Below are 25,495 nucleotides of genomic sequence, written 5' to 3' on the forward strand. Positions count from 1 at the left end.
GAGGGCTCCGTACTGGTCGTCCTGGCGGCGCGGGCGCCCGGCTGGACCATCCGTACAGCTAGATCATCGTCAGGACCATCGCCGGGTTCCGGAGGATCGCGCCGACGTCGGCCAAGAACCGGGATCCCTGCTCCCCGTCGACGAGCCGGTGGTCGAAGGACAGGCTGAGCGTCAGGACCGACCGCAGCGCGATGGTGCCCTGGTACTCCCACGGCATGCTGCGGACCGCACCCACGGCCAGGATGGCCGCTTCGCCCGGGTTCAGGATCGGCGTGCCGGCGTCGATGCCGAACACTCCGATGTTGGTGATCGAGACCGTTCCGCCCGCGAGGTCGGCCGGCAGAGTCCTGCCCGCCCGGGCCGTCTCCGTCAGCGTCGCGATCGCCCGGGCGAGGTCCACCAGCGTCAGGGCCTGCGCGGCCTTGATGTTCGGCACTAGCAGGCCTCGCGGCGTCGCGGCGGCAATGCCGAGATTCACGTCCGCGTACTGGACGATCTCCTGGGCGGCCTCGTCCCACGACGAGTTGAGGGTGGGGTTGCGGGCGATCGCGATGCACACCGCTTTCGCCACGATGGTCAGCGGCGTCACCTTCGCGCCCTCGAATGCCCGGGCGCCCTTCAGCTCCGCCAGCAGGTCCATCGTGGGTGTGACGTCGATGGTGAGGAACTCCGTCACGTGCGGCGCCGTGAACGCGCTCGCCACCATGGCAGCCGCGGTGTGCTTCCGCATCCCCCGAATCGGCGTCCGGGCCTCCCCCGCTGATGCATGCGGGGATGCAGTGCCGGTCGGAGGTGCCGGCGCTGCGGCTGACGGCGCTGTCGGTGGCGCTGATGCCGGCGGCGCGGCCAGTGCTGCTGACGTTACCGGAGCGGCGCCTGGTGACGCCGTCGCTGCCGACGCTGCGCTCGGTGGTACGGGGCTTCCCGCGGTGCCCGCGAGCGCGGCGAGGACGTCCTCCCGCGTGATCAGGGCCCCCGGGCCCGTGCCGGTCAGGGCATCGAGAGTGATCCCGAGGTCCCGTGCGAGCTTCCGCACCGGCGGGGTGGACCGCGGCCGCTCCCCGCTCCGCGCCATTCCCGGATTCGCAGGTGCACCAGGCGACGCCGGCGATGCTATCGGTGCAGCCGGTGCAAACACCGCTGGCGAGGCAGGCGGTACAGGCGACGTCACCGGGGCTGCGGGCTGCACTGCCGCACTCACCGGCGGTGCTGTGGGTACAGGTGCCGGAGGTACGGAAGCCTCGGGCGCTGTGGGCCGGAACGTCCGGTTCCGGCGCTGCGGACGCCCGCCCTTCTCGACGGCGGCACCGTACCCCACGAGGTTGGGCTCCCGCCTCGCGGGGGCTTCGTCGCTCTCCGCCGGGTACGTGATCACGGAACCGGTCGCGGAACTGACCGCAGAACCGGCCGCGGAACTGATTGCGGAAGCCGGCGGGTACGGAGCGGAGGAAGCTGAGGGCTGGGCCTGGGGCACCGGGGCGTCGTCGTCGGACGCCACCTCGAAGGAGACGATCGGCGATCCGACGTCGACGACGGTGCCCGCCGCCTCGTGCAGGCGCACCACCACGCCGGCATAGGGCGACGGCAGTTCGACGACGGCCTTGGCGGTCTCGACGTCGGCGATGATCTGGTTCAGTTCGACGGTGTCGCCCTCGGCGACGTGCCACTGGAGGATCTCCGACTCGGTCAGGCCCTCGCCGAGGTCCGGGAGCCGGAACTCCCGGATCCGACTCTCCGTTCCTGGTGCCGCCGTCGCCGGCGCTGTTCCAGGTGCTGTTCCCGGTGCCGCCGTCACAGTGCCGGTCCTTCCATGTCCAGTCCGCTCAGGGAGTTCGGCCGGCGCAGTACACGGTCCACGCCGTCGAGGATGCGGTCGAGGTCGGGCAGGTGGTGGAACTCGAGCTTGGAGTAGGGATAGGGGATGTCGAAACCCGTGACACGGACGGGAGCGTGCTCGAGGTAGTCGAAGCACCGCTCCGTGATGCTGGCGGCGATCTCCGCGCCGAGGCCGCCCGACCGGGCGGCCTCGTGCGTGACGACCAGCCGGCCCGTCTTCCGCACCGAGGCCTCCACCGTGGGGTAGTCGATCGGTGCGAGTGAGCGCAGGTCGATGACCTCGATCGAGATGCCGTCGTCGGAGGCTGCGATGGCGGCGTCGCGTGCCGTCGGCACGAGGGGCCCGTAGGTGACCAGCGTGACGTCCCTTCCCTCGGCGACCACGCGGGCGGCACCCATGTCCGACGCCGACAGGTCTCCGGCCTCGTCGACCTCGCCCTTGACGTGGTAGCGGCGCTTGGGTTCGAAGTACAGCACCGGGTCGTCACTGGCGATGGCCTGCTGGATCATCGAATAGGCGTCCTGCGGGTTGGAGGGACTCACCACGCGCAGGCCCGACGTGTGCGTGAAGTAGGCCTCGGGTGACTCCGAGTGGTGCTCCGGGGAACCGATGCCGCCGCCGAAGGGCACGCGGATGGTGATGGGCATCCTCACCGCACCCCGCGTCCGGTAGTGCAGCTTGGCCACCTGGCTCACGATCTGGTCGAACGCCGGGTAGATGAAACCGTCGAACTGGATCTCGACCACCGGGCGGTAGCCGCGGTAGGCCATGCCGACGGCCGTGCCCATGATGCCCGCCTCGGCGAGCGGGGTGTCCATCACGCGGTGCGCCCCGAAGTCCTTCTGCAGCCCGTCGGTGATACGGAAGACTCCGCCGAGCCGGCCGATGTCCTCGCCCAGCAGGACCACCTTGGGATCGTCGTCCATGGCGCGTCGCAGGCCCGCGTTGATCGCGCGGCCGAAGGTCATGGTGGACATCAGCGGTGTCCTTCCTGTGCTGGCTGGTCGAAGGAGGCGAGATAGCGCTCGTAGTGGTCCTGCTGGCGGTCGAGCTCCGAGTGCGGTGCGCTGTAGACGTGGCGGAAGACGTCCGACGGCGCCGGCTCGGGCATCGAGAGGCACCCTTCGCGCAGTTCCGCGGCGACGGCGTCGGCCCTGGCCTTCACCGCGTCCGTGTAGTCGGCGTCGAGGAGGCCGAGCGAGTCGAGCAGGGTGGCGAGCCGTGCCAGCGGATCGCGGGCCGCCCAGTCCTCGAGTTCGTTCGGGTCGCGGTAGCGCGTGGGGTCGTCCGCCGTCGTGTGCGGACCCATGCGGTAGGTGATGGCTTCGATGAAGGTGGGGCCGCCGCCGGAGCGCGCCCGGGCGAGGGCCTCGCGCGTGACGGCGAGGCACGCGAGGACGTCGTTGCCGTCGACGCGCACGGACGGGATGCCGAAGCCCGGCGCCCGGCGCGCGATCGGCACGTGCGCCTGCAGGCCCACCGGTTCGGAGATGGCCCAGTGGTTGTTCTGGCAGAAGAAGACGACGGGCGCCTGGTAGCTCGCGGCGAAGACCATGGCCTCGTTGACGTCGCCCTGGCTCGTGGCTCCGTCCCCGAAGTAGGTCACCGCGACGGAGTCCGCGCCGTCGTTGATGATGCCCATCGCGTAGCCCGTGGCGTGGAGGGTCTGGGCTCCGATGATCACCTGGGGCGTCGCCATGTTGATCGTGTAGGGGTCCCACCCCGAGGCGGCGTTGCCGCGCCAGACGCGCAGGATGTCCGCGAGGTCCACTCCCCGGCAGTAGGCGACGCCGTTCTCGCGGTAGCTGGAGAAGACGAAGTCGTCCGTGCGCAGGGCGCGGCCTGAGCCGATCTGGGCGGCTTCCTGCCCGAGGAGCGGCGGCCAGAGTGCCAGCTCGCCCTGGCGCTGCAGCGCGGTGGCTTCGGCATCGATGCGCCGCACCACCACCATGTCCTCGTAGAGCTTCCGGAGGGCGGCGCCGTCGACGTCGGCCACGAGACGGTCGTAGTGTCCGTGCGGGTGGCGGACCCCGGAGGGGTCGATGAGCTGGACGGGCTCGTCCGCGCCGGGGCGGGCGGGGCCAGGGAGGACCAGCCCGCTCGCCGGTCCTGCGTCGTCGTCTCCGCCGGTGGATCCCGATCCTGGCCGGGCGCCGTCCTGGGTCATCGCACGCAACCTTCACACTCGCAGGCAACCCTCCGCGGGCGACCCGTGAGGAGGGACTCTGGGCGCCTTTGCCCGGAGTGATTGTGACCCTACTCACGCCGAACAGGTGGCACAACTGTTTTGTCCCGGGCTGAGCACTATGCACTATTCGGCCCCTTCAGGCCGTGTTAGCGTTGCGCACTATGCAACCCCTCGACCTCACCGACACGCGGCTGCTGCAGGCCCTGGCCAAGGACCCCCGCCGGACCGTGGTGGCCCTTGCGCAGAAGCTGGGGCTGTCACGGAACACGGTCCAGGCGAGGATGGCGCAGCTCGAGAAGAAGGCGGTCTTCCTCTCCTTCGAGCGGCGCATCAACACGGTGTCGCTCGGTTACCCGCTGACCGCCTTCATCCACGTCCACGTGCAGCAGCAGAAGCTGGCGTCCATCACGCACAGCATCGCTGCCGTCCCCGAGGTCATCGAGGCGTTCGGGCTGACGGGGCAGGCCGACATCCTGGTCCGCGTGGTCGCCGTCGACGCCGAGGACCTCTTCCGGATCAACGGCAAGATCCTTGCGTGCAACGGTGTGGAGCGCTGCGACACCTCACTCGCCATGGGCGAGCTCATCCCCTTCCGCGTCGAGCCGCTGCTCGCGCGCGGCCCGCGCTCGGCGTCCTGACCTCCCGGCCAGGACGCCGCACCGGTCAGCGGCCGCTTCGCGTGTAGGACAGGCCGAACCCGGCCGGGAACAGCGGGTTGGCGGTGTCGTTCGACACGTCGGGCAGCTGGGCCTCGACTTCGGCCATCGAGGACGGCAGTTCGAACGGCAGACGTCCGCCCGGCTCCTCCTTGCCGCGCAGCACGTCCAGCAGCACGCTGTCGGACACCCCGTAGTCGGCAAGGACCGCGTCCGCGTGCTCGACGACGTTGCCGAGGATCAGCGGCCGTCCGAGGTTCGGGACGGCGACCGTCGGGACGCCGGCGTCCGACGCGGCGAGCAGCGCCTGGTAGTCCGCCTCGTCACCGCTGAAGTCGAGGTCCGTCAGGTCGGCCCCGCCGCGCGGGTCGGCGAGCCGGACGACGGCGAGGTCCGCCTCGGCGGGCGTGGCCACGGGGGTGAAGCCCGCGTCGCGCGCGGCGTCGGCGTCGATCCCGGAGAGGAAGACCTTCCGGACGTCCCTGCGGGACACCGGCAGGACGCCGTCGTTGCCCAGCAGGGTCAGCGATGCAGCCTGCGCCGCGTCGCCGGCCTTCGCCGACTTGGTGCTTCCGACGATCCGCTCTGCCGCGCTTCCGTCGACGTAGGGGTTCTCGAAGAGTCCGAGCTCGAACTTCTGCTGGAGGACGCGCCGGGCCGCCTCGTCCACGCGGTCCTCGCCGAGCAGCCCCTGGCCCACGGCCTCGAGGATGTACTGCGGCTTGTCGCTGCCGCCGATGATGTCGACGCCCGCGTTGACCGCACTCGCGTAGCGCTCGGCCAGCGTCAGGTCCTCGACGCCCCAGGGCATGCCCGCTCCGTGTGCCCCGACGAACGACAGCGGCGGACGGAGTGCCAGGCAGGACGCCGGGCAGTCGTTGGCGATGCCCCAGTCCGACGTGATGACGCCGTCGAACCCGTACTCCCCGCGCAGCACGTCCTGCAGGAGGTACTCGTTGTGGTTCGCGCCGACCTGCTCCACGGCCGTCCCGTTGCGCTCCAGGTCCTGCAGGATCGAGTAGGTCGGCATGATGCCCGAGGCCCCGGCGGCGAAGGCGCCGTCGTAGGGGGTCAGGTGCTCCTCGAAGTTGTTGCCGGGGAACGCCGCGTACCGGCCGTAGTAGTAGTGGCTGTCGTAGCCGTTGATCTGGGCGCCGTAGCCCACCCAGTGCTTGACGACCGTGGCGACGCTGTCCGGGGCGAGGCCGGCCGATCCGCCCTGCATCCCCTCGACGTAGGCCTGGACGTGCTCGCGCACCTCCTCGCCCGTGGCACCGAACGTCCCGTTGATGCGGGTCCACCGGGGCTCGGTGGCGAGGTCCGCCTGCGGGGACAGCGCCTCGTGGATACCGACCGCGCGGTACTCCCTGCGGATGATGTCGGCCATGGCCCTGGTGGTCTCCGGATCATCCACCGCTCCCATGCCGATCGGGTCGGGGAACGGGGTGAAGTCGCCGTTGGAGACGGTCTGCCCCTCCGTGACGGTGAAGCCGTTGCGCGGGTCGGTGCTGATCTTCAGGGGGATGCCGAACGGCTGCTGTTCTGCGAGCGCCTGGAGGTCGTTGTGCTCGCTCGCGAGGGTTCCCGCGTCGACCCCGAGCCGGGAGATGAACGTGGTGATGTGGCGCTCCGCGAGGAGCCGGGAGAACGCCGCGCGGTCGTAGGTCCCCCTGCCGGTCAGGGAGGCGTGCATGAGCTGCCCGGCCTTCTCCTCGAGGGAGAGCCGTGCGACGAGGTCCGTCGCGCGTTCCTCCGGGGTGAGGCGCCAGTCCTCGTACGGCGTCAGCGCGCCGTTCCCGTCGAGGTCGCGGAAGGACCGGCCGTCCACGGCGATGATCTCCGCGGACCTGCTGTCCAGTGCCGGCTGGCGGATCTTCTGCTGGGGAGCTGCGCCGGCCGCCGACCCTGATGCGAGGATCGTCGCCAGCAGTGCGCCGGCTGTGACGGCGGCGACGGGACCTCGACGCCTGCGTGCTGCGCTCTTGCGCGAGGCCGCATCGCGGCTCGTTCCCGCGTCCGGATTCTTGCCCATGATTACTCCTTCGTAATGGGTACAGGTTGTCCTGGTGTGAAACAGGTTACACAAAACCGAGCGACACTGGGTTTTGTGCTGCGGCTGCGGGCCACCCCTTACACTCGACGCATGAGCGGAAAGGCGCCGGGCACCTATGCCAAGGGCATCGAGCGGCGTCGCGACCTGCTGAGGATCGCTGCGGACGTCTTTGCCGCGGAGGGGTTCGAGGGCACCACCCTCAAGCTCGTCGCGGAGCGGGCGGGTATCAAGGAAGCAACGCTGTTCCACTACTTCAGCGGCAAGCAGGACCTGCTGACCGCGGTGCTCGCCGACCGCGACGAGCAGAACATCGTCCGGTCCGGCGGAGCGGGAATAGCCCTCGCAGACCTGCCGGGCATCGCCGAGCACAATGAGCGGCATCCCGGCCTGACCGCGCTGTTCGCCGTGGCATCCGCCACCGCCACGCGGCCGGGACACGCCGCCAGGGACTATTTCCGGGACCGCTATGCCTGGCTCGTCGAGAGGACCGCCGGGAACATCGCCGATGCGCAGGCCCGCGGTGAGATCCGCGCGGACATCTCCCCCGAGGACGCCGCGCGGATCGTCATCGGCGTGTTCGACGGCATTCAGCTCCAGTGGCTGTACGACCCGGAAGTGAGTATGCCGACCGCACTGGCCGGCGTCCTCCGGCTCCTGGAACCGTAGCCCCCGCACCACGAACGCGTTTAAGACGAGCGAGGCCGCTCCGGGTGGGGCGGCCTCGCTCGTCCTGCGGAGTGTGCGTCAGTGGTCGGTTGCCTTCTCGGCGCCGACGCCGGTGAGCGACCGTACTTCCATCTCGGCCTGCTTCATCGGGTCCTCCTTCGTCTTGGAGAGCGTGGTGCCCAGCCAGCCGAGGAAGAACGCGAGCGGGATGGAGACGATGCCCGGGTTGCTCAGGGGGAACAGGGAGAAGTCCGCCCCCTGGATCATCGACTTCTCGCCGCCGGAGACGACGGGCGAGAGGGCGATGAGGAGGATCGCCGAGCCGAGGCCGCCGTACATGCTCCAGACCGCTCCCTGGGTGTTGAACTTCCGCCAGAAGAGCGAGTAGAGGATCGTCGGCAGGTTGGCGCTGGCCGCCACGGCGAAGGCGAGCGCCACGAGGAACGCCACGTTCTGGCCCTGTGCGCCGATGCCGCCGAGGATCGACAGCAGCCCGATCACGATCACCGTGCGGCGGGCCACCTTGACCTCGCCGTCGGGGTCGACCTTGCCCTTGCGGATGACGCTCGCGTAGATGTCATGGGCGAACGAGGCGGCTGCCGTGATGGTGAGGCCGGCGACGACCGCCAGGATCGTGGCGAACGCGACGGCGGAGATCAGGCCCAGAAGTACCGAGCCACCGAGTTCGAAGGCGAGCAGCGGTGCCGCGGAGTTCACGCCGCCCGGGGCAGCGAGGATGCGCTCGGACCCGATGAGGGCGCTGGCGCCGTAGCCCAGGACGAGGGTGAAGAGGTAGAACGCGCCGATCAGCCAGATGGCCCAGACCACCGAGCGGCGGGCCTCCTTCGCGGTCGGGACGGTGTAGAAGCGCATGAGGACGTGCGGCAGTGCAGCGGTGCCGAGGACCAGCGCGAGCGCCAGGGACAGGAAATCCAGGCGCGTGGTGGAGGTCAGCCCGTACTGCAGGCCCGGGCTCGTGATGGCGGCGTTGCCCGAGGTCTCGATCGCGGCACCCAGCAGCGTGGAGAGGTTGAAGCCGTGCAGCGCGAGGACCCAGACGGTCATGATGAACGCACCGGCGATCAGCAGGCAGGCCTTGATGATCTGCACCCAGGTGGTGCCCTTCATGCCGCCGATCAGCACGTACATGATCATGAGGACGCCGACCACGGTGATGACGACCGACTGGCCGAGCCGGTCGTTGATGCCCAGCAGGAGCGAGACCAGTCCGCCCGCGCCGGCCATCTGGGCGAGGAGGTAGAAGAAGCAGACGGCGAGGGTGGTGATGGCCGCCGCGATGCGCACGGGGCGCTGCTTGAGCCGGAAGGACAGGACGTCGGCCATCGTGAACTTGCCGGTGTTACGGAGGAGTTCCGCGACCAGGAGCAGGGCCACGAGCCAGGCGACGAGGAAACCGATGGAGTACAGGAAACCGTCGTAGCCGTTGATGGCGATCGCGCCGACGATTCCGAGGAAGGACGCGGCGGAGAGGTAGTCACCGGCGATGGCCGTGCCGTTCTGTCCGCCGGTGAACGAGCGGCCGGCCGCGTAGTAGTCGGCCGCGGTCTTGTTGTTGCGGCTGGCGCGCAGCACGATCACGAGCGTGATCGCGACGAACAGGCCGAAGATGGCGATGTTCAGTACCGGTGATCCGACGGTCGTCGCCTCGGTGGTCTGCAGCGGCACGCGGACGCCCGCACTGGTGATGGAGATCATTTCTTTCCGCCTGCTGGGTCGATGAATACTTCGGGCGCCGCTTCCTCGAGCTCATGGCGGATGGTCGCGGCGATCGGGTCGAGACGCCTGTTGGCGTAGCTCACGTACCACATGGTGATCGCGAAGGTGCTGACGAACTGCAGCAGCCCGAGGATGATGCCGATGTTGATGTTGCCGATCACGGGCGTCGCCATGAATTCGTGCGCGTAGTCCGCCAGCAGCACGTAGGCGAAGTACCAGAGCAGGAAGAACACTGCCATGGGGAAGACGAAGCTGCGATGACGCTTGCGCAGGTCCTTGAACTGCTCGGTCTGCTGGACTTCGGTGAAGTCGACGGCAGAACCGGAGCCGGGTACCGGCTCGACTGGGTGCGAACCCATTGTTCCTCCTTCTATCGGACGTCACGCCGGCCGCCGCGCGGCCCCGTCGCCGCGCACAAAGGCACGTCGGTGTGACTCCCATCACTGTGCGGCACGACGACGACCGTCACCAGCAGCGCACCGCACCCCGTCGGTGAGTGACCGGCACGATGCGCCGAACGGTCGGCAGGCGTGGCGAGCGCTGCCCTCGGGGGCCCATGCCGGGACCGCCGCCTCCTGCTCCCCTTCCCGTCGCCTCCTGCTGCCCTTCCCGTCGGGCGGACAGCCCGGAGGTTAGGCTGAAGCCATGTTCAGCGCCGCCGTCGACACCGCGCTGGTGTGCGCCGTCGCCATCATCACCCTGGCCGTCGTGGCCTCGCTCGGGTTCCGCCTCTCACGCTCCTACCGGGATCTCGGCTCCGATGCCGACCGCGCCACCTATGACACCCTCCACACGGCCGCCCTTGCCTCCGAGCACCTGCGCGAGGGCCTCACGCCGGCCGGGGCGCCGAAGGCGGCACGCCACCTGCGCGGACTCCTGCGCTGCGACATCCTCCTCATCAGCGATGACGCGGGCGTGCTGGCCTGGGACGGTGGGCGCACGCCCGCGCCCGACGTGATGCCGCTGGTCCGGCAGGTCCTCGAGAGCGGCCGCACCCAGATCTTCCGCCGCCAGCGCCTCGACGCGGTGGGCCTGACCGGCCTCGGCGAACTCGTGCTGTCCCCGGTCCGCGGGGACAAGCGCGTGGTGGGCACCGTCGGCGCCTTCGCGGGAGACGTCAACGCCGGACTCGTCCGCGCCACGAACGAACTCGCGGGCTGGGTGTCCACGCAGGTGGAGCTCGCGGAGCTGGACTCGTCCCGGCGGCTGCTGGCGGAGGCGGAGGTACGTGCCCTCCGTGCGCAGATCAGCCCGCACTTCATCTACAACTCGCTGAACGCCATCGCGTCCTTCATCAATACGGACCCGCAGCGGGCCCGCGAGCTCGTGGTCGAGTTCGCCGACTTCACCCGCTACTCCTTCCGCCGCCACGGCGACTTCACCACGGTGGCCGAGGAACTGCGCAGCATCGACCGCTACCTCCTGCTCGAGCGCGCACGCTTCGGGGACCGGCTGAAGGTCCGTCTCGAGATCGGCCCGGAGGTCCTCAGCACCGTCATCCCCTTCCTCAGCCTCCAGCCCCTGGTGGAGAACGCGGTCCGCCACGGCCTCGACTCGAAGGACGGCGTCGGGAACATCACCATCACAGCCCACGACGTCGGGGCCTTCGCCGAGGTGACCATCGAGGACGACGGCGTCGGCATCGAGCCGGAGCACCTCCGGTCCGTCCTCGCGGGCCATACAGAGGGCGTCCACGTGGGCCTGCGCAACGTGGACTCGCGCCTGCGCCAGGTGTACGGCGACGACCACGGCCTGATCATCGACACGGCACCCGGCGCGGGCACCCTGATCACCATGCGCGTGCCCAAGTCGCAACCCGACCACCAGGCGTGAGACGCGTAACCTAGGGTTCATGGTCAATGTCATCATCGCCGACGATGAACTCCCCGCCGTCGAGGAACTGGCATTCCTGCTCGGCAAGGACGCCCGGATCGGCACGATCCACCGCGCGTCGAGCGGCGCGGAGGCGCTGAGGACCCTCGAGCAGCACGACGTGGACGCCCTGTTCCTCGACATCCACATGCCGTCCCTGTCCGGGCTCGACATCGCCCGTGCGATCTCGCGATTTCCCCGTCCGCCCGCCGTCGTCTTCGTCACCGCCGACGAGGACCGCGCACTCGAGGCGTTCGAGCTGCGCGCCGTCGACTACCTCCTCAAACCCGTCCGGACAGAGCGGCTCGCCGAGTCCGTCCGGCGGGTCTGCGAACGCATGGAAGGCTCGACGGCGGCGCCCGAGGTGATCACCGTGGACCAGGGCGGCGTGAGCCGGATGATCCGGCGCGACGACGTCCGCTACGTCCAGGCGCAGGGCGACTACGCCCGCCTGCACACCTCCGAGGCGAGCTACCTGATCCGCATCCCCCTCAACGACCTCGAGCGCCAGTGGGCCGAGGCCGGGTTCCTCCGGACGCACCGCTCTTACCTCGTGGCAATGGACCAGGTGCGGAAGGTCCGAATCGGTGCCGGCCGCGCCAGCCTCTTCGTCGGCGACGCCGAGCTGCCGGTCAGCCGCCGACACCTTCCCGACGTCCGGGAGAAGCTCGAGGCGACCCGCCTCCGTCCGAGCCACTGACGGCCGCGTGGGTCCGTTTCCAGCCGTGGCCCTCCCCCGGGAGGAGTCCCTCTGATGCACGACCGTCCGGAGGATCCCCGCCGCGTCCGGGTCACCGCACCCAGGGCGGCCGCCCGCGCCACCGGGGCTTCCTTCCCCGTGGCACGCGAGATGGCCGAGCAGTCCGAGGTGGGCCAGCTGTTCGTCACGTCCCTGATCCGGTCGCAGCTGCGCCTGGCCCTCGTGGTGGCCGGCGGGTTCCTGGTCATCCTCATCGGCATCCCGGTGCTGCTCGCGCTGTTCCCCGCGATCAACGGCGTGACGATCCTGACGGTGCCCATCCCCTGGCTGCTGCTCGGCCTCGGGGTCTATCCCCTGGTCATCGGGTGCGCCGTCCTCTACGTCCGCAGTGCGTCCCGCAACGAGCGCCGCTTCCAGGACCTCGTGGACGATGACTGAGGCCCTGCACAACGAGGGCCTGCAGCTGAGCCCCGCCATCGGCTACACGGCGCTCGTCCTCGTCGCGCTCTGCACCGTGCTGATCGGCATCTACGGCCTGCGCATCTCGCGGACCACCGGCGACTTCTACGTTGCGTCGCGCACCGTCCGCCCCTGGTGGAACGCCTCCGCCATCGGCGGCGAGTACCTGTCCGCGGCCAGCTTCCTCGGTATCGCGGGCCTCATCATGATCTCCGGCGTGGATGCCCTCTGGTTCCCGATCGGCTACACCGCCGGGTACCTCATGCTCCTGCTGTTCGTCGCCGCTCCCCTGCGCCGTTCCGGGGCGTACACGATCCCGGACTTCGCGCAGGCACGGCTCGATTCGCTGCTGGTGCGCCGCGTGACGAGCATGCTCGTCGTCGTCGTCGGCTGGCTATACATCGTCCCGCAACTGCACGGCGCAGCATTGACCGTCCGGATCACCACGGGCCTTCCCGACTGGGTGGGCCCGCTCGCCGTCGTCGTCGTGGTGTGCCTCAGCGTGGTGACCGGAGGGATGCGCTCGATCACCTTCGTGCAGGCGTTCCAGTACTGGCTCAAGCTCACGGCCCTCGCGGTTCCGGCGGCGTTCATCCTCGTCCGCCTCGCCGCGGAGGGCCGACCCGTCACCGCAGGCGGGAGCGCCTTCACCGCCGACCTCGACGCGGCGGCGGACGCGTCCCTCTACGGCACCATCTCGCTGGTCATCGCGCTCCTGTTCGGGACCCTCGGGCTGCCCCACGTCCTCGTCCGGTTCTACACGAACCCCGACGGCGCGTCGGCACGGCGGACGACGCTGATCGTCCTCGGCCTGCTCTCCGTGTTCTACCTGTTCCCCACCGTGTACGGGATCCTGGGGAGGATCTACCTGCCGGAGCTCGCGGCGGAGGGAGCGGCGGACGCCACGGTCCTCCTGCTGCCGGGCCGCATCTTCGACGGCGCCGCCGGCGACCTGCTGTCCGCCCTGGTGACCGCGGGTGCCTTCGCGGCGTTCCTCTCGACGACGAGCGGACTCGTGGTGTCGCTCGCCGGCGTGGTGAGCCAGGAGTTCTTCCAGGGCAGCGTCGCGGGCTTCCGGCGGGCAGCACTCCTCTCGGCGCTCGTCCCGCTCGTCCTCGCCCTGCTGACGGACAGCCTGGCGCTGGCCGGCAGCGTCGGCTCCGTATTCGCCTTCACGGCCTCCACCATCTGCCCGCTGCTGCTCCTCGGGATCTGGTGGCGCGGGCTGACGGATGCGGGAGCCGTCGCGGGGATGCTCGCCGGAGCGGTGCTGTGCGGGGGCGCGATCGCTGGAGCGGCACTGCTGGGGCCGGGTGCCGACGACCGGTGGGTGGTGCTGGACCAACCCGCGCTCTGGACCGTGCCGACGGCGTTCCTCACCATGGTGCTCGTCTCGCGGGCGACGGCGGGGCGGCGGCCGGCATCCGCCTCCCGCGTGCTCGCCCGCCTGCACACCCCAGAGCCGCACTGACCCTGCCGGTCGCACGGCCGCCAGGCGGCGTCAGCCGGTCGTCAGTCGGATGTCAGGCGGATGTCAGTCGATGCCCGCCATGAGTTCCACCACGCGCTCCAGGAACACGTCCACCTGGTTCTCCTCGTAGCCGTCCGCACCCCTGGCCTCCCGGAACACGGCCCGGCGGACGACGTCGACGCTCATCGGGACGCTGTTCTCCAGGTACTGGAGGAGTTCGTCGCACAGGCGGTCGACGTCCTCGACGTTGTAGCTCGGGCTCTTCGTCCTCGTCGGGCGGCGGAAGCGCTCCCCCGCGGGGCGGCGCAGGCGCCTGCGGAGCACTGCGGCGGTGCGGCCGATCATCCGCAGCCACGCCTCCTCGCCCTCCGTGGCGATGACACGGTCGCGTTCCCGCTGCGCGAAGACATCCTCGAGCCGGTCCAGCGCAGCGTCGACGGCGGAGGGCTCGTAGCCGCCCCGGGCCGGGTCGAAGGACATGCCGCGGACATCCGTGCTCGTGATGGCGCCGTCGGGATGTTCCGCGTTGTAGTGGGCGCGGGCCTTCGTCAGGAAGCGGTCCACCTGCCGCGTGTTGTAGCCGAACTCCCGGCGTCCGACGCGTGCGAACGGGGAACTGCCCGGGCGGGCGACATCCATGGTCAGTCCTTCTGGCGAGTGTTTCGTGAGACCGTGCGGGAGCCGTCCGGCTCCGGGGCTTTCCGCCGCTGACCTGCGGCTACATCATCCCCGGTACAAATGTAGCGGACAGCAGGTACGCCATCGGGGACGCGAAGACGATCGAGTCGAGGCGGTCCATGACCCCGCCGTGGCCGGGCAGGATGGTGCTCATGTCCTTCACGCCGAGTTCACGCTTGATCATCGATTCCGCGAGGTCGCCGGCAGTGGCAGACGCCACGATGGCGACGGCGAGGACCAGTCCGACCCACAGCGGCTGCCCCAACAGGAACACGGCGCACAGGCCGCCGACCACGAGAGCCCCGCCGATCGATCCGCCGAAGCCCTCCCAGGACTTCTTGGGGCTGATCTTCGGCGCCATGGCGTGCTTGCCGAAGAACGCCCCGATGAGGTAGCCGAAGGTGTCGTTCGCGACGACGAGCAGCAGCAGCGTCGCGATCACGAGGAATCCGCCCTCCGCGCGCATCAGCAGCATCGCGAAGCTCAGCATGAACGGCACCCACAGCACGGCGAAGGCACCGGCCATGAGGCTCTTCCCGGCGTCGGGGGCGGGATCGAGCGAACGCCAGAGGAAGAGGCCGACCACGGAGAAGACCGCGGCGACGGCGAGGCCCTCGGATCCGCCGAAATAGGCGGAGGACGGAAGGACCAGGGCGCCGGCGAGGGTGGGCACGAGGGGCACGTGGATGCGCCGGATCTCGAGCGCACGGCAGATCTCCCAGACGCCGACTGCGCCGAACAGGGTGACGATGCCCACGAAGACGATCGGGAAGAACAGCAGGCCCACGAGGACCGGTATCAGGAGTCCCGCCCCGACGCCGAACGCGGCCGGGAGGTTGCGGCCGGCGCGCGAGGGCTTGCCCGGCTCGCGGATGGGACGGCGACGCCGGAACAGCCCGTGGCCGGATGCGCGCCCGGCACCGGGCGCCCTGCGCGGTCCGGGGCCGGGTACGGCACCGGGCGCGCCGTCTCCAGCACCCGGCGCTGCTTTCGGCGACGCGGCGGACGCGGCACCGCTGTGTGCAGCACCCGATGCCGCCACGTCGGACGAGACGACGACAGCGCGGGTGGTGTCTGTCCCGGCGTCGGGGCCCGTTGGTCGCCCGAGGCCGGCGCCGGGAGGATCGAGGTCTGCCATCAGACCTCGAGCAGCTCTGCTTCCTTGCGCTTCAGCAGGTCGTCGATGAGGTCGACGCGGGACTTGGTCAGCGCGTCAAGTTCCTTCTCCGCGCGTGAGCCCTCGTCCTCGCCCGAGTCGCCGTCCTTGACGGCCTTGTCGATGCCGTCCTTCGCCTTGCGGCGGATGTTGCGGATGGAGATCTTGGCGTCCTCCGCCTTGGTCTTCACCAGCTTCACGTATTCCTTGCGGCGCTCCTGCGTCAGCTCGGGAAGGACCACCCGGATCACGTTGCCGTCGTTGGACGGGTTGGCGCCGAGATCGGAATCACGCAGCGCCTTCTCGATGTCGTTGAGCGAGGCCCGATCGAACGGCGTGATGAGCAGGGTGCGGGCTTCGGGGTTCTGGAAGGACGCCAGCTGCTGCAGCGGGGTGGGAGCGCCGTAGTACATCACCACCACCTTGGAGAACAGCGAGGCATTGGCACGCCCGGTGCGGACCGTGGCGAAATCGTCCTTGGCAACCTCCACGGCCTTGTCCATCTTGTCGGTGGCTTCCAGCAAGGTCTCTTCGATCACAATGTCTCCTTCGGTCCGCAGTCGGCTGCCCGGCAACCGTTCCAGTGTTCAATCCTAGTTCAAGCCCCCAGGCGGGGACGCGCGATGTCCCGGCACCGGCAGGGCGCCATCGCCCCCCCGCGAACAGGTAGGCGTCCGGCTAGACGGTGACGAGCGTGCCGAGCTTCTCGCCGCGGATGGCGCGCGTGACGTTGCCTTCGCCCTCCATGCCGAACACGACCATCGCGAGCTTGTTGTCCTTGCACATCGTCATGGCGGTCTGGTCCATGACGCGGATATCACGGCGCAGGGCCTCGTCGTAGGACAGCGTGTCGAGCTTCTGAGCCGTCGGATCCTTGTGCGGATCAGCGGTGTACACGCCGTCGACGCCGCTCTTCGCCATCAGGACCTCGTCCGCGTGGACCTCCAGGGCGCGCTGCGCTGCCACGGTGTCGGTGGAGAAGTAGGGAAGGCCCGCGCCGGCACCGAAGATGACCACGCGTCCCTTCTCGAGGTGGCGGATGGCACGCCGCGGGATGTACGCCTCGGCGACCTGCCCCATCGTGATGGCGCTCTGCACGCGTGTCTCGACGCCGTCCTGCTCGAGGAAGTCCTGCAGGGCGAGGCAGTTCATGACGGTCCCGAGCATGCCCATGTAGTCGGCGCGCGAGCGGTCCATGCCGCTCTGCGAGAGTTCGGCGCCGCGGAAGAAGTTGCCGCCGCCGACGACGATGGCGACCTCGACGTCGCCCACTGTGGCTGCGATCTGCTTGGCCACGGACCGGACGGTCTCCGGGTCGACGCCCAGCTTGCCGCCGCCGAAGACCTCACCGGAGAGCTTGAGGAGGACCCGGCGCCGGCCCCCGGTACCACCCGTCGGAGCGGTGGAAGTGGTGTCCATGAAGTGCCTCCCGTGGCGTTGGTTTGTCGGCCGTCCCTGGTCGGACGGCGGGCGGTGCGAGGTGCGGGATGTTGCCGGACCCGTTACAGGATACGGTGCGCCTCCCGAGCGCAGGAAAGGGCGGCCACCTCGATGGCGGCCGCCCTTCGTTTCGTGCTGGGCCTCGGCCTGGTGCCTAGGCGCCGACGCGGAAGCGTGCGAAGGCCGTGGCCTTGGCGTCGGCGTCGGAAAGCACCGTGGCGACGGACTTCTTCGCGTCCTTGGCGAATGCCTGGTCCACCAGGACACCCTCCTTGAAGAAGCCCGTGAGGCGTCCTTCGACGATCTTCGCGAGGGCCTGCTCGGGCTTGCCCTCGGCGCGTGCGGTCTCGTCGGCGATGCGGCGCTCCGACTCGACCAGCTCGGCGGGGACGTCCTCGCGGGTCAGGTACGTGGGCGCGTAGGCGGCGATGTGGACTGCGACGTCATGCGCGGCTTCCACAGCGGAGTCACCGGAACCCTCGACGGCGAAGAGCACGCCGACCTGGGCGGGAAGGTCCTTGGACGTCTTGTGCAGGTAGGCGTCGACGATCTGGCCCTCGACGCGCGCGATGCGGCGGACGTCGACCTTCTCGCCCAGCAGTGCACCGGCTTCGATCACGTGCTCGGAGACGGGCTTGCCGTCGAGCTCGAAGGACAGGAGGCTCTCGACGTCGGCGGCACCGGACTCGATGGCGGCGGCGAGCACCTTGTTGGAGAAGTCGATGAACGGGCCGGCCTTCGCGACGAAGTCGGTCTCGCAGTTGACCTCGACCATGACGCCGACGTTGCCGTCGACGCGAGCGGCGACGAGGCCCTCGGCGGTCGAGCGGCCCTCGCGCTTCGTGGCACCCTTGAGGCCCTTGATGCGGATCAGTTCCAGGGCCTTGTCGGCGTCGCCGTTGGCTTCGTCGAGGGCCTTCTTGACGTCCATCATGCCGGCACCCGTGCGCTCGCGCAGGGCCTTGATGTCAGCGGCAGTGAAATTTGCCATACGAACTCCTAAGTTGATGTGGATCTACGAAGAGCTACCGCGGGCCCGACGCCCGCGGCGCAGGCGTCACGCGGTGACCGCCTGCGGAACATGCGTAAGGGGCGTGGTTTGACCCACACCCCTTACGCAACGAGGACTACTTGGTGTCGCTGGAGGAGACTTCCTCGGCAGGCAGGCCTGCAGCTGCGGGAGCTTCGGCAGCGAGCGCCTCGGCTTCGGCGGGAGCCTGGTCCGCGGCGGGCGACTCGGAGGTCGCCGGAGCTGCTGCCTCGGCGGCAGGAGCATCGGAGCCGCTCTCGAGCAGTTCGCGCTCCCACTCGGCCATGGGCTCTTCGGCCGCTGCGGCGTCGTTACCGTTCGCGCGGTTGTTGCGGGCGATGAGGCCTTCGGCCACGGCGTCCGCGATGACGCGGGTGAGGAGGTTGACGGCGCGGATGGCGTCATCGTTGCCCGGGATCGGGAAGTCGACCTCGTCCGGATCGCAGTTGGTGTCGAGGATCGCGACGACGGGGATGTTGAGCTTCTTGGCCTCGTCGATGGCGAGGTGCTCCTTCTTGGTGTCGACAACCCAGACGACCGAGGGGGCCTTGGTCAGGTTGCGGATACCGCCGAGGTTGCTCTGCAGCTTGGTGAGCTCACGCTTGAGGAGCAGGAGCTCCTTCTTCGTGTGGCCCGAGCCGGCGACGTCGTCGAAGTCGATCTCTTCGAGTTCCTTCATGCGCTGGATGCGCTTGGAGACCGTCTGGAAGTTGGTGAGCATTCCACCGAGCCAGCGCTGGTTCACGTAGGGCTGGCCCACGCGGGTCGCCTGGTCGGCGATCGCTTCCTGGGCCTGCTTCTTCGTGCCGACGAAGAGGACGGTTCCGCCGTGGGCGACGGTGGCCTTCACGAATTCGTGCGCGCGGTCGATGTAGCCCAGCGACTGCTGGAGATCGATGATGTAGATGCCGTTGCGCTCGGTGAAGATGAAGCGCTTCATCTTCGGGTTCCAACGGCGGGTCTGGTGACCGAAGTGGACGCCGCTGTCGAGCAGCTGGCGCATGGTTACGACTGGCATTTTCTGCCTTTCTTCAGCTTCGGCTCGGGCGCGCGGCGCCGCCGGAAGCTTGTTGACGGTTATCTCGGTACCGGCCGGGGTGGCTGGTACGTCCTGGTGCCTGGTCGTCGTCGGAGACGTCCCCTCCCCTTCCGGACTTCGCCGGACCGCAGGGCGGGCACTTCGGCACCCTTCGTGGGTACTGAATCGCAGGCACGCGTAGTCAGCCTGAGGATCCCATCCCGCGACGACGCTCTAGGCACGAGGAGGTGGGAGCAGCAGACTGCTCGTCCCAGTGTACTACAGCGCCAGCACCGGACCGGGCCCGACGACGGCGGTCCCCTGCCCCCGGACCGTTGCGATTCAGGGCCGTCGCGATTCAGGGGCCGCGGTTGTCCACATGGCTCCGGTCGCCGTCTCCTCCGGCGTGCGCGTCCGGCAGGGTTCCCTCATGATAGGTCTCCTGGCACCCCGCCCCGCCCGCATCCCCGTCCGCATCCCCGTCCGCACCCCCGTCCGCGCGGGTTGCCCCGCGAGGGTGTTCCGCGCCGCGCTCCGTCGGGGTTGCCCGGGGATCGTGACCGGCACCGGCGTTCCCGCGATCATGGTCCTGGTGCTGGCCCTGGTGCTGGCCGGCAACGCAGCTGTTCCTGCCGGGGCCGCAGCAGACTTCGTCCCCGAATGGTCCTGGCCGCTGACCCCGGTTCCGGAGGTGCTGCGGCCCTTCGAGAAGCCGCCGCAGCCGTGGAAACGAGGCCACCGGGGCGTGGACCTCTCCGGAGGTGTCGGCGGGCCGGTCATCGTCCTGAGTCCCGCCGACGGGGTCGTCTCCTTCGCAGGAATCGTCGTGGACCGCGGGGTACTGTCGATCGATCATGGCGGCGGGCGGATCAGCAGCTTCGAGCCCGTCTCGACGGACCTGGTGAAAGGCGGGCGGGTCGGCCGGGGTGACGCCGTGGCGATACTCGCCGGGCCGGCGGCCGGCGTCGCTCCGGGGCACTGCGGGCAGCCGTGCCTGCACTGGGGCGTCCGTGTGGACGGCTACTACGTGGACCCGCTGTCCTTCGTGATGGACCGGCGCCCCTCGGTGCTCCTTCCACTGGACGGCGGACGCTCGCACCGGGAAGCAGGAAGAGGTCGGACGGTGCCCGTCCAACCCCTTCGCCGCCGCGCATCCCCTAGACGAAGGCGGCGATGCCCGTGATGGACCTGCCCGCGACGAGCGTGTTGATCTCCTGGGTGCCCTCGTACGAGTAGATGGCCTCCGCGTCGGAGAAGATCTTCGCCATCTCGTAGTCGGTGACGATGCCGTTGCCGCCCAGGATGTTGCGTCCTGCGGCGACGCTCTCGCGCATGCGGGCGGTGGTAAAGGCCTTCGCGAGGGCCGACTGCTCGTCCTTCGCCTTGCCTGCGTCCTCGAGCTGGGAGAGGCGCACCATCATGCCCATGGAGCTCATGGCGTTGCCGAGGATCTGGACGAGCTGTTGCTGGACGAGCTGGAAGCTGGCGATGGGCCTGCCGAACTGCTCGCGCTCCACCGCGTAGCGGCGTGCCACGTCGAAGGCTGCGAGCTGCTGGCCCACGGCCTGCCACCCGACGGCGAGCCTGGTCACCTTCAGGACCTTGTTCGTGTCCCGGAAGCTGTTCGCGCCCTTCAGGTGGAAATCGTCGGAGACGACGACGTTGTCCAGGACGATGTCCGCGTTCTCGACGGAGCGGAGGGCGATCTTGTTCTCGATCTTCGTCGAGGTGAAACCGGGGGTCGTCGTGTCCACCAGGAACCCCTTGACCTGGTTGTCCTCGAGGTCCCGGGCGTAGATGACCACCCAGTCGGAGAAGGTGGCGTTGCCGATCCAGCGCTTGGCGCCGTTCAGGGTCCACGAGTCACCGTTCCGGCGCGCCGTGGTCCGCGTTCCTCCCGCGACGTCCGAGCCGCCGAGCGGTTCGGTCAGTCCGAAGGCCCCGATCTTCCGGAGGGCGTAGATGTCGGGCAGCCACTCCTCCTGCTGCTCCTTCGAGGCGAGCAATTCGATCGAGCCGGTGAACAGGCCGTCGTGGACGCCGAGGAAGGTGGCGAAGGAGGTGTCCGCCCGGGTGAATTCGGCGTGGGTGATGCCGGCGAAGAGGCTGGAGTAGCCCTGGCGGTGCACGGGGCTCACCGGATCGAGTGCGGCGATCTTCGGGATGAGCTCCTGCGGGAAGGAACCCTGGTTCCACCAGGCGACGGCGTTCGGCCGGACTTCGAGGGCGAGCCAGGATCGGATCTCTTCGAGCCGGGAGCGCTCCTTGTCGGACAGCAGTTCCTCGAACGCGTAGAAGTCGCCGCCCGGGTACGGGAGGTCGTTGACATCGATCGACGTCTTGCTCATCGGAATTCCCTTCCTCTGGTCATCGGCGACCAGCACACTCCAGGCGGACAGCCTGACGGGCGCGACGCGCTCATGGCCCTATGTTACTCGCCGGTAACTTAGGGCGCCAGTGAATCACAGCGGAGCGCCGGCGGGAGGTGGGCCCGGTGAGCACGAATGCGCCACCCACTGGCGTGGATGGCGCATTCGCGAGGGTCGTGCTCGACCCGGTCGGTAGGGCTGCTGGGGCTTGAACCCAGGACAAACGGATTATGAGTCCGCTGCTCTAACCAGCTGAGCTACAGCCCCCAGGAGCGTGCTGCCCCCGATGCGTCGGTCCCGGACTGTTCCCCGGGGCACCGAACGCAGGTTTCATTGTAAGCGGAGGGCGTCCGCCTCGCTGTCGGCGTGCTCGTCGGCCGATTCCCCTGCCGGTTCATCAGCCGAACCGTGGGCCGAGCCACTGGGCGTCCCGTGCGTGGAGAGGGTCCCGTAGTAGAGCCCCTCGAAGGTCGCGAGCGTCGCGTTGATGTCGTGCTTGTTCACCATCTCCCGGCTCGCCGCTCCCATCTTCTCCTGGTCCTCGGGCGACAGTTCGAGGATCTCGGTGATGCGGCGGGCCAGTTCGACGGAATTCCCGGGGGGAAAAAGGAAGCCGTTCTTGCCGTCGGACACCAGGTGCGGCAGCGCCATGGCGTCGGCGAGCAGCACGGGCGTCGAGGCGGACATCGCCTCGAGCGTGACGAGCGACTGCAGTTCCGCCGTCCCGGGCTGGCAGAACAGGGAGGCGCGGATGTAGCTCCTGCGCAGTTCCTCGTCATCGATCAGGCCCCGGAAGATGACACGGTCACTGATGCCGAGGCGGGCGGCCTGCGCCTGCAGGGCGGCCTTCACCTCACCGCCGCCGACGATCTCCAGGTGGACGCGGAGGTGCTCGGGGGTCTTGGCCACGGCGTCGATCAGCACATTGACGTGCTTCTCCTCCGCGAGCCGTCCCACGAAGAGGACGGTGGGGTGCTGGTGGGGCTCGATCGTCTCGCCGGGCTGCAGTTCGTAGGCGGCGGAGTCGATCCCGTTCGAGACGGGCAGCACCTCGGTGAGGAAGGCGTGGTCCCGCATGGCTTTCGCGGCGAGGGGGGTCGGCGTGGTCACGGCGGCAGCTTTGGCCATCACCTTGCCCATGTCCTTCCACGAGTTCTTCGCGACGATCTGCTTCAGCCACTCGGGGAACGGCAGGAAGGGATTGAGGTTCTCGGGCATGAAGTGGTTGGTGGCCACCACGCGGATGCCGCGCTTGACCGCCTCGTAGAGCGTGTACTCCCCCACCATGTAGTGGCACTGGATGTGGACGACGTCGGGCTGCACCTGGTCGAAGAGCAGGCTGATGTCCCGTCGAATCTCCCACGGGTAGCAGATGCGCCAGTAGTCGTGTGTCGGAACACTGTGCGAACGGAGGCGGTGGACCGCCCAGTCACCCCCCGGCTCGGTGAAGCTCCTGCCGTTGGACGCCCGGGGCGCGAGGACGTGCACGGTGTGCCCGCGTCCGCTCATGCCCTTCGCGAGCCGGTACCCGAACTGCGCCGCGCCGTTCACGTTGGGCGGATACGTGTCCGCGGCGATCAGGATGGTCAGGGGTTTGTAATCAACCGGGTAACTCACGCGTGGATCCCCTACGTCGGTGTGCTGGACGGAACTGGTGCAGGTCGTGTCAGCGCTGCCTCTTCACGACGTCGGGATGATGTCGTGACAGGGCAACGACCCCCACAATAGCAACGAGGGCAGCCGAGCCCATGCCCAGGGCGGTGACCGTCTGCACATCCGGCTGGAGTTCTCCGAGGATGGTGATCCCGACGGCGATGCCCACGATGGGATCGATGACGGTGAGCCCCGCGATGACGAGATCGGGGGGGCCTGTCGCGTAGGCGCTCTGCACGAACCAGGATCCGAGGGCCGCGGCCCCGGCGAGTGCCACGAGGCTCAGGAACGGGACATTCAGCAGGAACCGGCCGTTCGGATCGAGCAGGTGCCCGGCGACGACCTTCGTCAGGACCGCGACGAACCCGAAGAGGACACCGGCCCCGAGGATGTAGGCGAAGGCATTGAGCCGGTGCCGGCCGAGCACCGCCAGGGAGCCGAAGACCACGACGGCGGCGCCGAGCAGGAGCACCACGGACAGTTCCTGGGCAGGATCGATGGAGTGGTTCTCGCGCGTGACGTTCACGGCGAGCAGTACGAAGAGGGCGCTGCCGCTGACGCACCCGGTGATCGCGGCGACCGTGGGGCGGTTGATGCGGATGCCCTGGTCCCTGGAGTTGACCACGGTGGTGATGACCAGCGCGATCGCGCCGATGGGCTGGACGACCGTGAGGCTCGCCAGGCTCAGCGCGACGACGTTGAGGGCCATCCCCGCCCCCAGGAGGAAGAGGCCGAACAGCCAGCGCGGATTGGCGAGGAGGCGCGCGAATCCGGACGAGCTGAGGGACAGCCCGCCCGTGTTCGCCCGCACGGCACTGCCCTGCCGCTGCGCTCCGAACGCGAGGAAGACCGCGCCCAGCAGCGCGAGCACGATGGCTAGGAACTGCACGACTGCTGCTCGGCCCGCTCCAGCCGGTACTTGCGGTGGGCTGCGGTGAAGTAGACGTAGAACGCGGCGAGGTGCAGCGCGCACCCGGCGGCGAGCAGCCCCTGGGCGACGATCAGGATCCATTCCTGTCCGAAGCCCTCGACGCGGTGCAGCAGGAGCAGCGGTGCTCCGACGAGCAGCAGCGCGGTCCGGATCTTGCCGATCGTGGCGACGGGGAGATGCAGGGGCCCGCGGAACAGGACGAGAGCGTTGATGATGAGGAGGACATCCGGGATGACGATGGCCCAGACGAGCCACGCCGGGGCGATGCCGTCCACGACGAATGTGACGGCGACGACGATCAGGGCGGTACGGTCGGCCAGGGGGTCCAGCCACTTCCCGACGACGGACACCTGGTGCAGGCGACGGGCGATGTAGCCGTCGACCCAGTCGGTGGACCCGACGATGCAGAGGGTCAGGACTGCCGCCCCGTACCGCTGCTGGGTGATGAACCAGACGAACAGGGGGGCGCCAAGGAAGCGGACGATGGTGATGAAGTTGGGCAGGGTCCATGCCGTCGCGAGCTCAGTGCCCTCGCTGCCGGACCGCGCGCCGGCCCCGATCGATTTCGTCACCTGTGCCTCCCCACCCCATTATGCAGTGGAACGGCCGCTCCCCCGTGGCCTCCCGCGGTGCGGGGCTGGTCACGGGCGAGCGGCCGCCCTGGAACGTACCGGCTGCTACTTGCTGAGGAGTCGACGCAGCATCACGAGCATCGCGGCCACGGAGGCAGCGAGGACGCTCAGGGGCTTCCACCGGTCGGCGAGGCTCGTGTTGTGCGGGACCTCACGCCGGACCGCGACGGCCGCGACCCTGCCGCTGCCCTTCGCTCCGTCAGCCTTCGGGCCGCCCTCGGGCGAGCGGTGCCGGGCCTTGTCCAGCCGCGACTTGACGTCCGCGCGGGCGCCGAGCGAATCGCGGGCGTCGGCGATGTGGGTGCGGCGCTCGCCCGAGCGGCCGCGCAGTTCCTCGTAGGACGGCGTGGGCTCCTTGGGCTTGGTGTCCCGGGCGTCGTCCCTGGAGTCCTTGTCCTCCTTCGGCTTCTTCACGTCGAGGGTGGCGGGGTCGAAGCTGCGGCCCTCCTTCAATACGCCCAGGTCGTACCGGATGCCACGGATGGCGTCCTCGGGTACCAGCGGGAGTTGCTTCTTGAGCCGCGAGACGCCGATCAGCGCGAGGATGCCGCCGATCACGAGGAAGAGGAGTGCCACCAGCAGGGCGGCCAGCCAGGCCGGCATGATCTCGGCGAGGCCCATGATGGCCGCGACGACGAGGGCGACGGCGAAGAACAGCACGAACACGAGCGCGACGACGAGGAAGGCGGCCGCGATTCCGGCCTTGATGCCCTTCTGCTTCATCTGTGCGACGGCGATCGAGAACTCGTCGCTGACCTGCCGCGGCGTCAGACGCGCCAGGAGTTTGATGAGTCCAAACAGCGAGAGCGAGCCTGTGGACCGCTTGCCGCGCGTACTAGCCGAGCTGTTCATAGGCCCTGCCTCCATTCGTGTGTGTCTAGCTGGAAATTCGCTGAACCAAAATTACCACCGGCCGTCCACCCGGGTTCCGCCTCCTGTCGGCCCCTGC

At 69.2% G+C, this 25,495-nt stretch carries 24 protein-coding genes and 1 tRNA gene; 7 read left to right on the forward strand and 18 right to left on the reverse strand.

Annotation, left to right across the window (positions count from 1 at the left end):
• Window positions 1-58 precede the first annotated feature (58 nt).
• The 3 genes from ACX80H_RS14740 to pdhA are packed head-to-tail and all read right to left on the reverse strand — an operon-like array spanning window position 59 to window position 4,004.
• Window positions 59-1,795: a dihydrolipoamide acetyltransferase family protein gene (locus tag ACX80H_RS14740; RefSeq protein ID WP_459314153.1), complete on the reverse strand. Its 1,737-nt coding sequence runs from the start codon at window positions 1,793-1,795 to the stop codon at window positions 59-61.
• A complete protein-coding gene (locus tag ACX80H_RS14745; protein WP_459314154.1) occupies window positions 1,792-2,814 on the reverse strand; it encodes an alpha-ketoacid dehydrogenase subunit beta in 1,023 nt (340 codons plus the stop codon). Before ACX80H_RS14745 ends, ACX80H_RS14740 begins: the two co-directional genes overlap by 4 nt.
• Complete coding sequence (gene pdhA, locus ACX80H_RS14750; protein WP_459314155.1) at window positions 2,814-4,004, reverse strand: pyruvate dehydrogenase (acetyl-transferring) E1 component subunit alpha; 1,191 nt, start codon at window positions 4,002-4,004, stop codon at window positions 2,814-2,816. The genes ACX80H_RS14745 and pdhA overlap by 1 nt, the downstream gene beginning before the upstream one ends.
• 182 nt (window positions 4,005-4,186) lie before the next feature.
• On the opposite strand from pdhA, the gene ACX80H_RS14755 reads away from it, so the two are divergent.
• Complete coding sequence (locus ACX80H_RS14755; RefSeq protein WP_459314156.1) at window positions 4,187-4,663, forward strand: Lrp/AsnC family transcriptional regulator; 477 nt, start codon at window positions 4,187-4,189, stop codon at window positions 4,661-4,663.
• A 25-nt stretch (window positions 4,664-4,688) separates the two neighbouring features.
• On the opposite strand, the gene ACX80H_RS14760 is transcribed toward ACX80H_RS14755, so the two are convergent.
• Window positions 4,689-6,713, reverse strand: coding sequence for a glycoside hydrolase family 3 protein (locus tag ACX80H_RS14760; RefSeq protein ID WP_459314157.1), 2,025 nt, complete (start codon window positions 6,711-6,713; stop codon window positions 4,689-4,691).
• A gap of 111 nt (window positions 6,714-6,824) precedes the next feature.
• On the opposite strand from ACX80H_RS14760, the gene ACX80H_RS14765 reads away from it, so the two are divergent.
• Complete coding sequence (locus ACX80H_RS14765; protein ID WP_459314158.1) at window positions 6,825-7,400, forward strand: TetR family transcriptional regulator; 576 nt, start codon at window positions 6,825-6,827, stop codon at window positions 7,398-7,400.
• Window positions 7,401-7,478: 78 nt separating this feature from the next.
• Here ACX80H_RS14765 and ACX80H_RS14770 read toward each other — a convergent pair whose 3' ends face one another.
• Window positions 7,479-9,116, reverse strand: a complete 1,638-nt coding sequence (locus ACX80H_RS14770) for a monocarboxylic acid transporter (RefSeq protein ID WP_459314159.1) — start codon at window positions 9,114-9,116, stop codon at window positions 7,479-7,481.
• Window positions 9,113-9,496: a DUF485 domain-containing protein gene (locus ACX80H_RS14775; protein WP_459314160.1), complete on the reverse strand. Its 384-nt coding sequence runs from the start codon at window positions 9,494-9,496 to the stop codon at window positions 9,113-9,115. Before ACX80H_RS14775 ends, ACX80H_RS14770 begins: the two co-directional genes overlap by 4 nt.
• A 286-nt stretch (window positions 9,497-9,782) precedes the next feature.
• On the opposite strand from ACX80H_RS14775, the gene ACX80H_RS14780 reads away from it, so the two are divergent.
• From ACX80H_RS14780 to ACX80H_RS14795, 4 genes are read left to right on the forward strand one after another with little or no spacing between them, the layout of a single operon-like run.
• Window positions 9,783-10,970: a histidine kinase gene (locus ACX80H_RS14780; RefSeq protein ID WP_459314161.1), complete on the forward strand. Its 1,188-nt coding sequence runs from the start codon at window positions 9,783-9,785 to the stop codon at window positions 10,968-10,970.
• Window positions 10,971-10,989: 19 nt separating this feature from the next.
• Window positions 10,990-11,709, forward strand: a complete 720-nt coding sequence (locus ACX80H_RS14785; RefSeq protein WP_459314162.1) for a LytR/AlgR family response regulator transcription factor — start codon at window positions 10,990-10,992, stop codon at window positions 11,707-11,709.
• 54 nt (window positions 11,710-11,763) lie between these two features.
• Window positions 11,764-12,147: a DUF485 domain-containing protein gene (locus ACX80H_RS14790; RefSeq protein ID WP_459314163.1), complete on the forward strand. Its 384-nt coding sequence runs from the start codon at window positions 11,764-11,766 to the stop codon at window positions 12,145-12,147.
• Between the two features lie 25 nt (window positions 12,148-12,172).
• Window positions 12,173-13,639: a sodium/solute symporter gene (locus ACX80H_RS14795; RefSeq protein ID WP_459314281.1), complete on the forward strand. Its 1,467-nt coding sequence runs from the start codon at window positions 12,173-12,175 to the stop codon at window positions 13,637-13,639.
• Window positions 13,640-13,702: 63 nt separating this feature from the next.
• On the opposite strand, the gene ACX80H_RS14800 is transcribed toward ACX80H_RS14795, so the two are convergent.
• The 6 genes from ACX80H_RS14800 to rpsB all read right to left on the reverse strand — a co-directional run bounded on the left by ACX80H_RS14800 (window position 13,703) and on the right by rpsB (window position 18,961).
• Complete coding sequence (locus ACX80H_RS14800) at window positions 13,703-14,278, reverse strand: DivIVA domain-containing protein (RefSeq protein WP_459314164.1); 576 nt, start codon at window positions 14,276-14,278, stop codon at window positions 13,703-13,705.
• Window positions 14,279-14,357: 79 nt separating this feature from the next.
• Complete coding sequence (locus ACX80H_RS14805) at window positions 14,358-15,455, reverse strand: phosphatidate cytidylyltransferase (RefSeq protein ID WP_459314165.1); 1,098 nt, start codon at window positions 15,453-15,455, stop codon at window positions 14,358-14,360.
• Complete coding sequence (gene frr, locus ACX80H_RS14810) at window positions 15,455-16,012, reverse strand: ribosome recycling factor (protein ID WP_301229937.1); 558 nt, start codon at window positions 16,010-16,012, stop codon at window positions 15,455-15,457. Before frr ends, ACX80H_RS14805 begins: the two co-directional genes overlap by 1 nt.
• A gap of 139 nt (window positions 16,013-16,151) precedes the next feature.
• A complete protein-coding gene (gene pyrH, locus ACX80H_RS14815; protein ID WP_459314166.1) occupies window positions 16,152-16,892 on the reverse strand; it encodes a UMP kinase in 741 nt (246 codons plus the stop codon).
• 175 nt (window positions 16,893-17,067) lie between these two features.
• Window positions 17,068-17,904 carry a translation elongation factor Ts gene (gene tsf / locus ACX80H_RS14820; protein WP_459314167.1) on the reverse strand — a complete coding sequence of 279 codons (837 nt, stop codon included), beginning with the start codon at window positions 17,902-17,904 and terminating at the stop codon, window positions 17,068-17,070.
• Between the two features lie 136 nt (window positions 17,905-18,040).
• The gene (rpsB, locus tag ACX80H_RS14825) at window positions 18,041-18,961 is read right to left on the reverse strand and encodes a 30S ribosomal protein S2 (RefSeq protein WP_459314168.1); all 921 of its coding nucleotides are present in this window, start codon (window positions 18,959-18,961) and stop codon (window positions 18,041-18,043) included.
• Window positions 18,962-19,340: 379 nt separating this feature from the next.
• Between rpsB and ACX80H_RS14830 the strand changes: the two genes are divergently transcribed.
• Window positions 19,341-20,144 carry a M23 family metallopeptidase gene (locus tag ACX80H_RS14830; RefSeq protein WP_459314169.1) on the forward strand — a complete coding sequence of 268 codons (804 nt, stop codon included), beginning with the start codon at window positions 19,341-19,343 and terminating at the stop codon, window positions 20,142-20,144.
• Here ACX80H_RS14830 and ACX80H_RS14835 read toward each other — a convergent pair.
• The 6 genes from ACX80H_RS14835 to ACX80H_RS14860 form a co-directional block, all read right to left on the reverse strand.
• Window positions 20,119-21,309 carry an acyl-CoA dehydrogenase family protein gene (locus ACX80H_RS14835; RefSeq protein ID WP_459314170.1) on the reverse strand — a complete coding sequence of 397 codons (1,191 nt, stop codon included), beginning with the start codon at window positions 21,307-21,309 and terminating at the stop codon, window positions 20,119-20,121. The genes ACX80H_RS14830 and ACX80H_RS14835 overlap by 26 nt on opposite strands.
• A gap of 214 nt (window positions 21,310-21,523) precedes the next feature.
• Window positions 21,524-21,597 (reverse strand) — tRNA-Ile (locus ACX80H_RS14840).
• 63 nt (window positions 21,598-21,660) lie between these two features.
• Window positions 21,661-22,947 carry a glycosyltransferase gene (locus ACX80H_RS14845; protein ID WP_459314171.1) on the reverse strand — a complete coding sequence of 429 codons (1,287 nt, stop codon included), beginning with the start codon at window positions 22,945-22,947 and terminating at the stop codon, window positions 21,661-21,663.
• Window positions 22,948-22,996: 49 nt separating this feature from the next.
• On the reverse strand, window positions 22,997-23,872 hold the full coding sequence (locus tag ACX80H_RS14850; RefSeq protein WP_459314172.1) for a DMT family transporter: 876 nt from the start codon (window positions 23,870-23,872) through the stop codon (window positions 22,997-22,999).
• Window positions 23,860-24,486 (reverse strand): CDP-alcohol phosphatidyltransferase family protein, encoded by a 627-nt coding sequence (locus tag ACX80H_RS14855; RefSeq protein ID WP_459314173.1) that lies wholly within the window; start codon window positions 24,484-24,486, stop codon window positions 23,860-23,862. Before ACX80H_RS14855 ends, ACX80H_RS14850 begins: the two co-directional genes overlap by 13 nt.
• A 105-nt stretch (window positions 24,487-24,591) precedes the next feature.
• Window positions 24,592-25,398 (reverse strand): phage holin family protein, encoded by an 807-nt coding sequence (locus ACX80H_RS14860; RefSeq protein WP_459314175.1) that lies wholly within the window; start codon window positions 25,396-25,398, stop codon window positions 24,592-24,594.
• Between the last annotated feature and the right edge of the window lie 97 nt (window positions 25,399-25,495).

The sequence above is a fragment of the Arthrobacter pasteuri genome (genome assembly GCF_054510955.1).

What these genes read in the sequence shown, in the direction of transcription:
- ACX80H_RS14775 (WP_459314160.1), bottom strand. Translation starts at nt 9,496, where the DNA reads ATGGGTTCGCACCCAGTCGAGCCGGTACCCGGCTCCGGTTCTGCCGTC.
- ACX80H_RS14760 (WP_459314157.1), bottom strand. Translation starts at nt 6,713, where the DNA reads ATGGGCAAGAATCCGGACGCGGGAACGAGCCGCGATGCGGCCTCGCGC.
- ACX80H_RS14745 (WP_459314154.1), bottom strand. Translation starts at nt 2,814, where the DNA reads ATGTCCACCATGACCTTCGGCCGCGCGATCAACGCGGGCCTGCGACGC.
- ACX80H_RS14785 (WP_459314162.1), top strand. Translation starts at nt 10,990, where the DNA reads ATGGTCAATGTCATCATCGCCGACGATGAACTCCCCGCCGTCGAGGAA.
- ACX80H_RS14830 (WP_459314169.1), top strand. Translation starts at nt 19,341, where the DNA reads ATGGCTCCGGTCGCCGTCTCCTCCGGCGTGCGCGTCCGGCAGGGTTCC.
- ACX80H_RS14790 (WP_459314163.1), top strand. Translation starts at nt 11,764, where the DNA reads ATGCACGACCGTCCGGAGGATCCCCGCCGCGTCCGGGTCACCGCACCC.
- ACX80H_RS14860 (WP_459314175.1), bottom strand. Translation starts at nt 25,398, where the DNA reads ATGAACAGCTCGGCTAGTACGCGCGGCAAGCGGTCCACAGGCTCGCTC.
- ACX80H_RS14765 (WP_459314158.1), top strand. Translation starts at nt 6,825, where the DNA reads ATGAGCGGAAAGGCGCCGGGCACCTATGCCAAGGGCATCGAGCGGCGT.
- ACX80H_RS14805 (WP_459314165.1), bottom strand. Translation starts at nt 15,455, where the DNA reads ATGGCAGACCTCGATCCTCCCGGCGCCGGCCTCGGGCGACCAACGGGC.
- ACX80H_RS14755 (WP_459314156.1), top strand. Translation starts at nt 4,187, where the DNA reads ATGCAACCCCTCGACCTCACCGACACGCGGCTGCTGCAGGCCCTGGCC.
- pdhA (WP_459314155.1), bottom strand. Translation starts at nt 4,004, where the DNA reads ATGACCCAGGACGGCGCCCGGCCAGGATCGGGATCCACCGGCGGAGAC.
- ACX80H_RS14780 (WP_459314161.1), top strand. Translation starts at nt 9,783, where the DNA reads ATGTTCAGCGCCGCCGTCGACACCGCGCTGGTGTGCGCCGTCGCCATC.
- ACX80H_RS14835 (WP_459314170.1), bottom strand. Translation starts at nt 21,309, where the DNA reads ATGAGCAAGACGTCGATCGATGTCAACGACCTCCCGTACCCGGGCGGC.
- tsf (WP_459314167.1), bottom strand. Translation starts at nt 17,904, where the DNA reads ATGGCAAATTTCACTGCCGCTGACATCAAGGCCCTGCGCGAGCGCACG.
- ACX80H_RS14800 (WP_459314164.1), bottom strand. Translation starts at nt 14,278, where the DNA reads ATGGATGTCGCCCGCCCGGGCAGTTCCCCGTTCGCACGCGTCGGACGC.
- ACX80H_RS14770 (WP_459314159.1), bottom strand. Translation starts at nt 9,116, where the DNA reads ATGATCTCCATCACCAGTGCGGGCGTCCGCGTGCCGCTGCAGACCACC.
- pyrH (WP_459314166.1), bottom strand. Translation starts at nt 16,892, where the DNA reads ATGGACACCACTTCCACCGCTCCGACGGGTGGTACCGGGGGCCGGCGC.
- rpsB (WP_459314168.1), bottom strand. Translation starts at nt 18,961, where the DNA reads ATGCCAGTCGTAACCATGCGCCAGCTGCTCGACAGCGGCGTCCACTTC.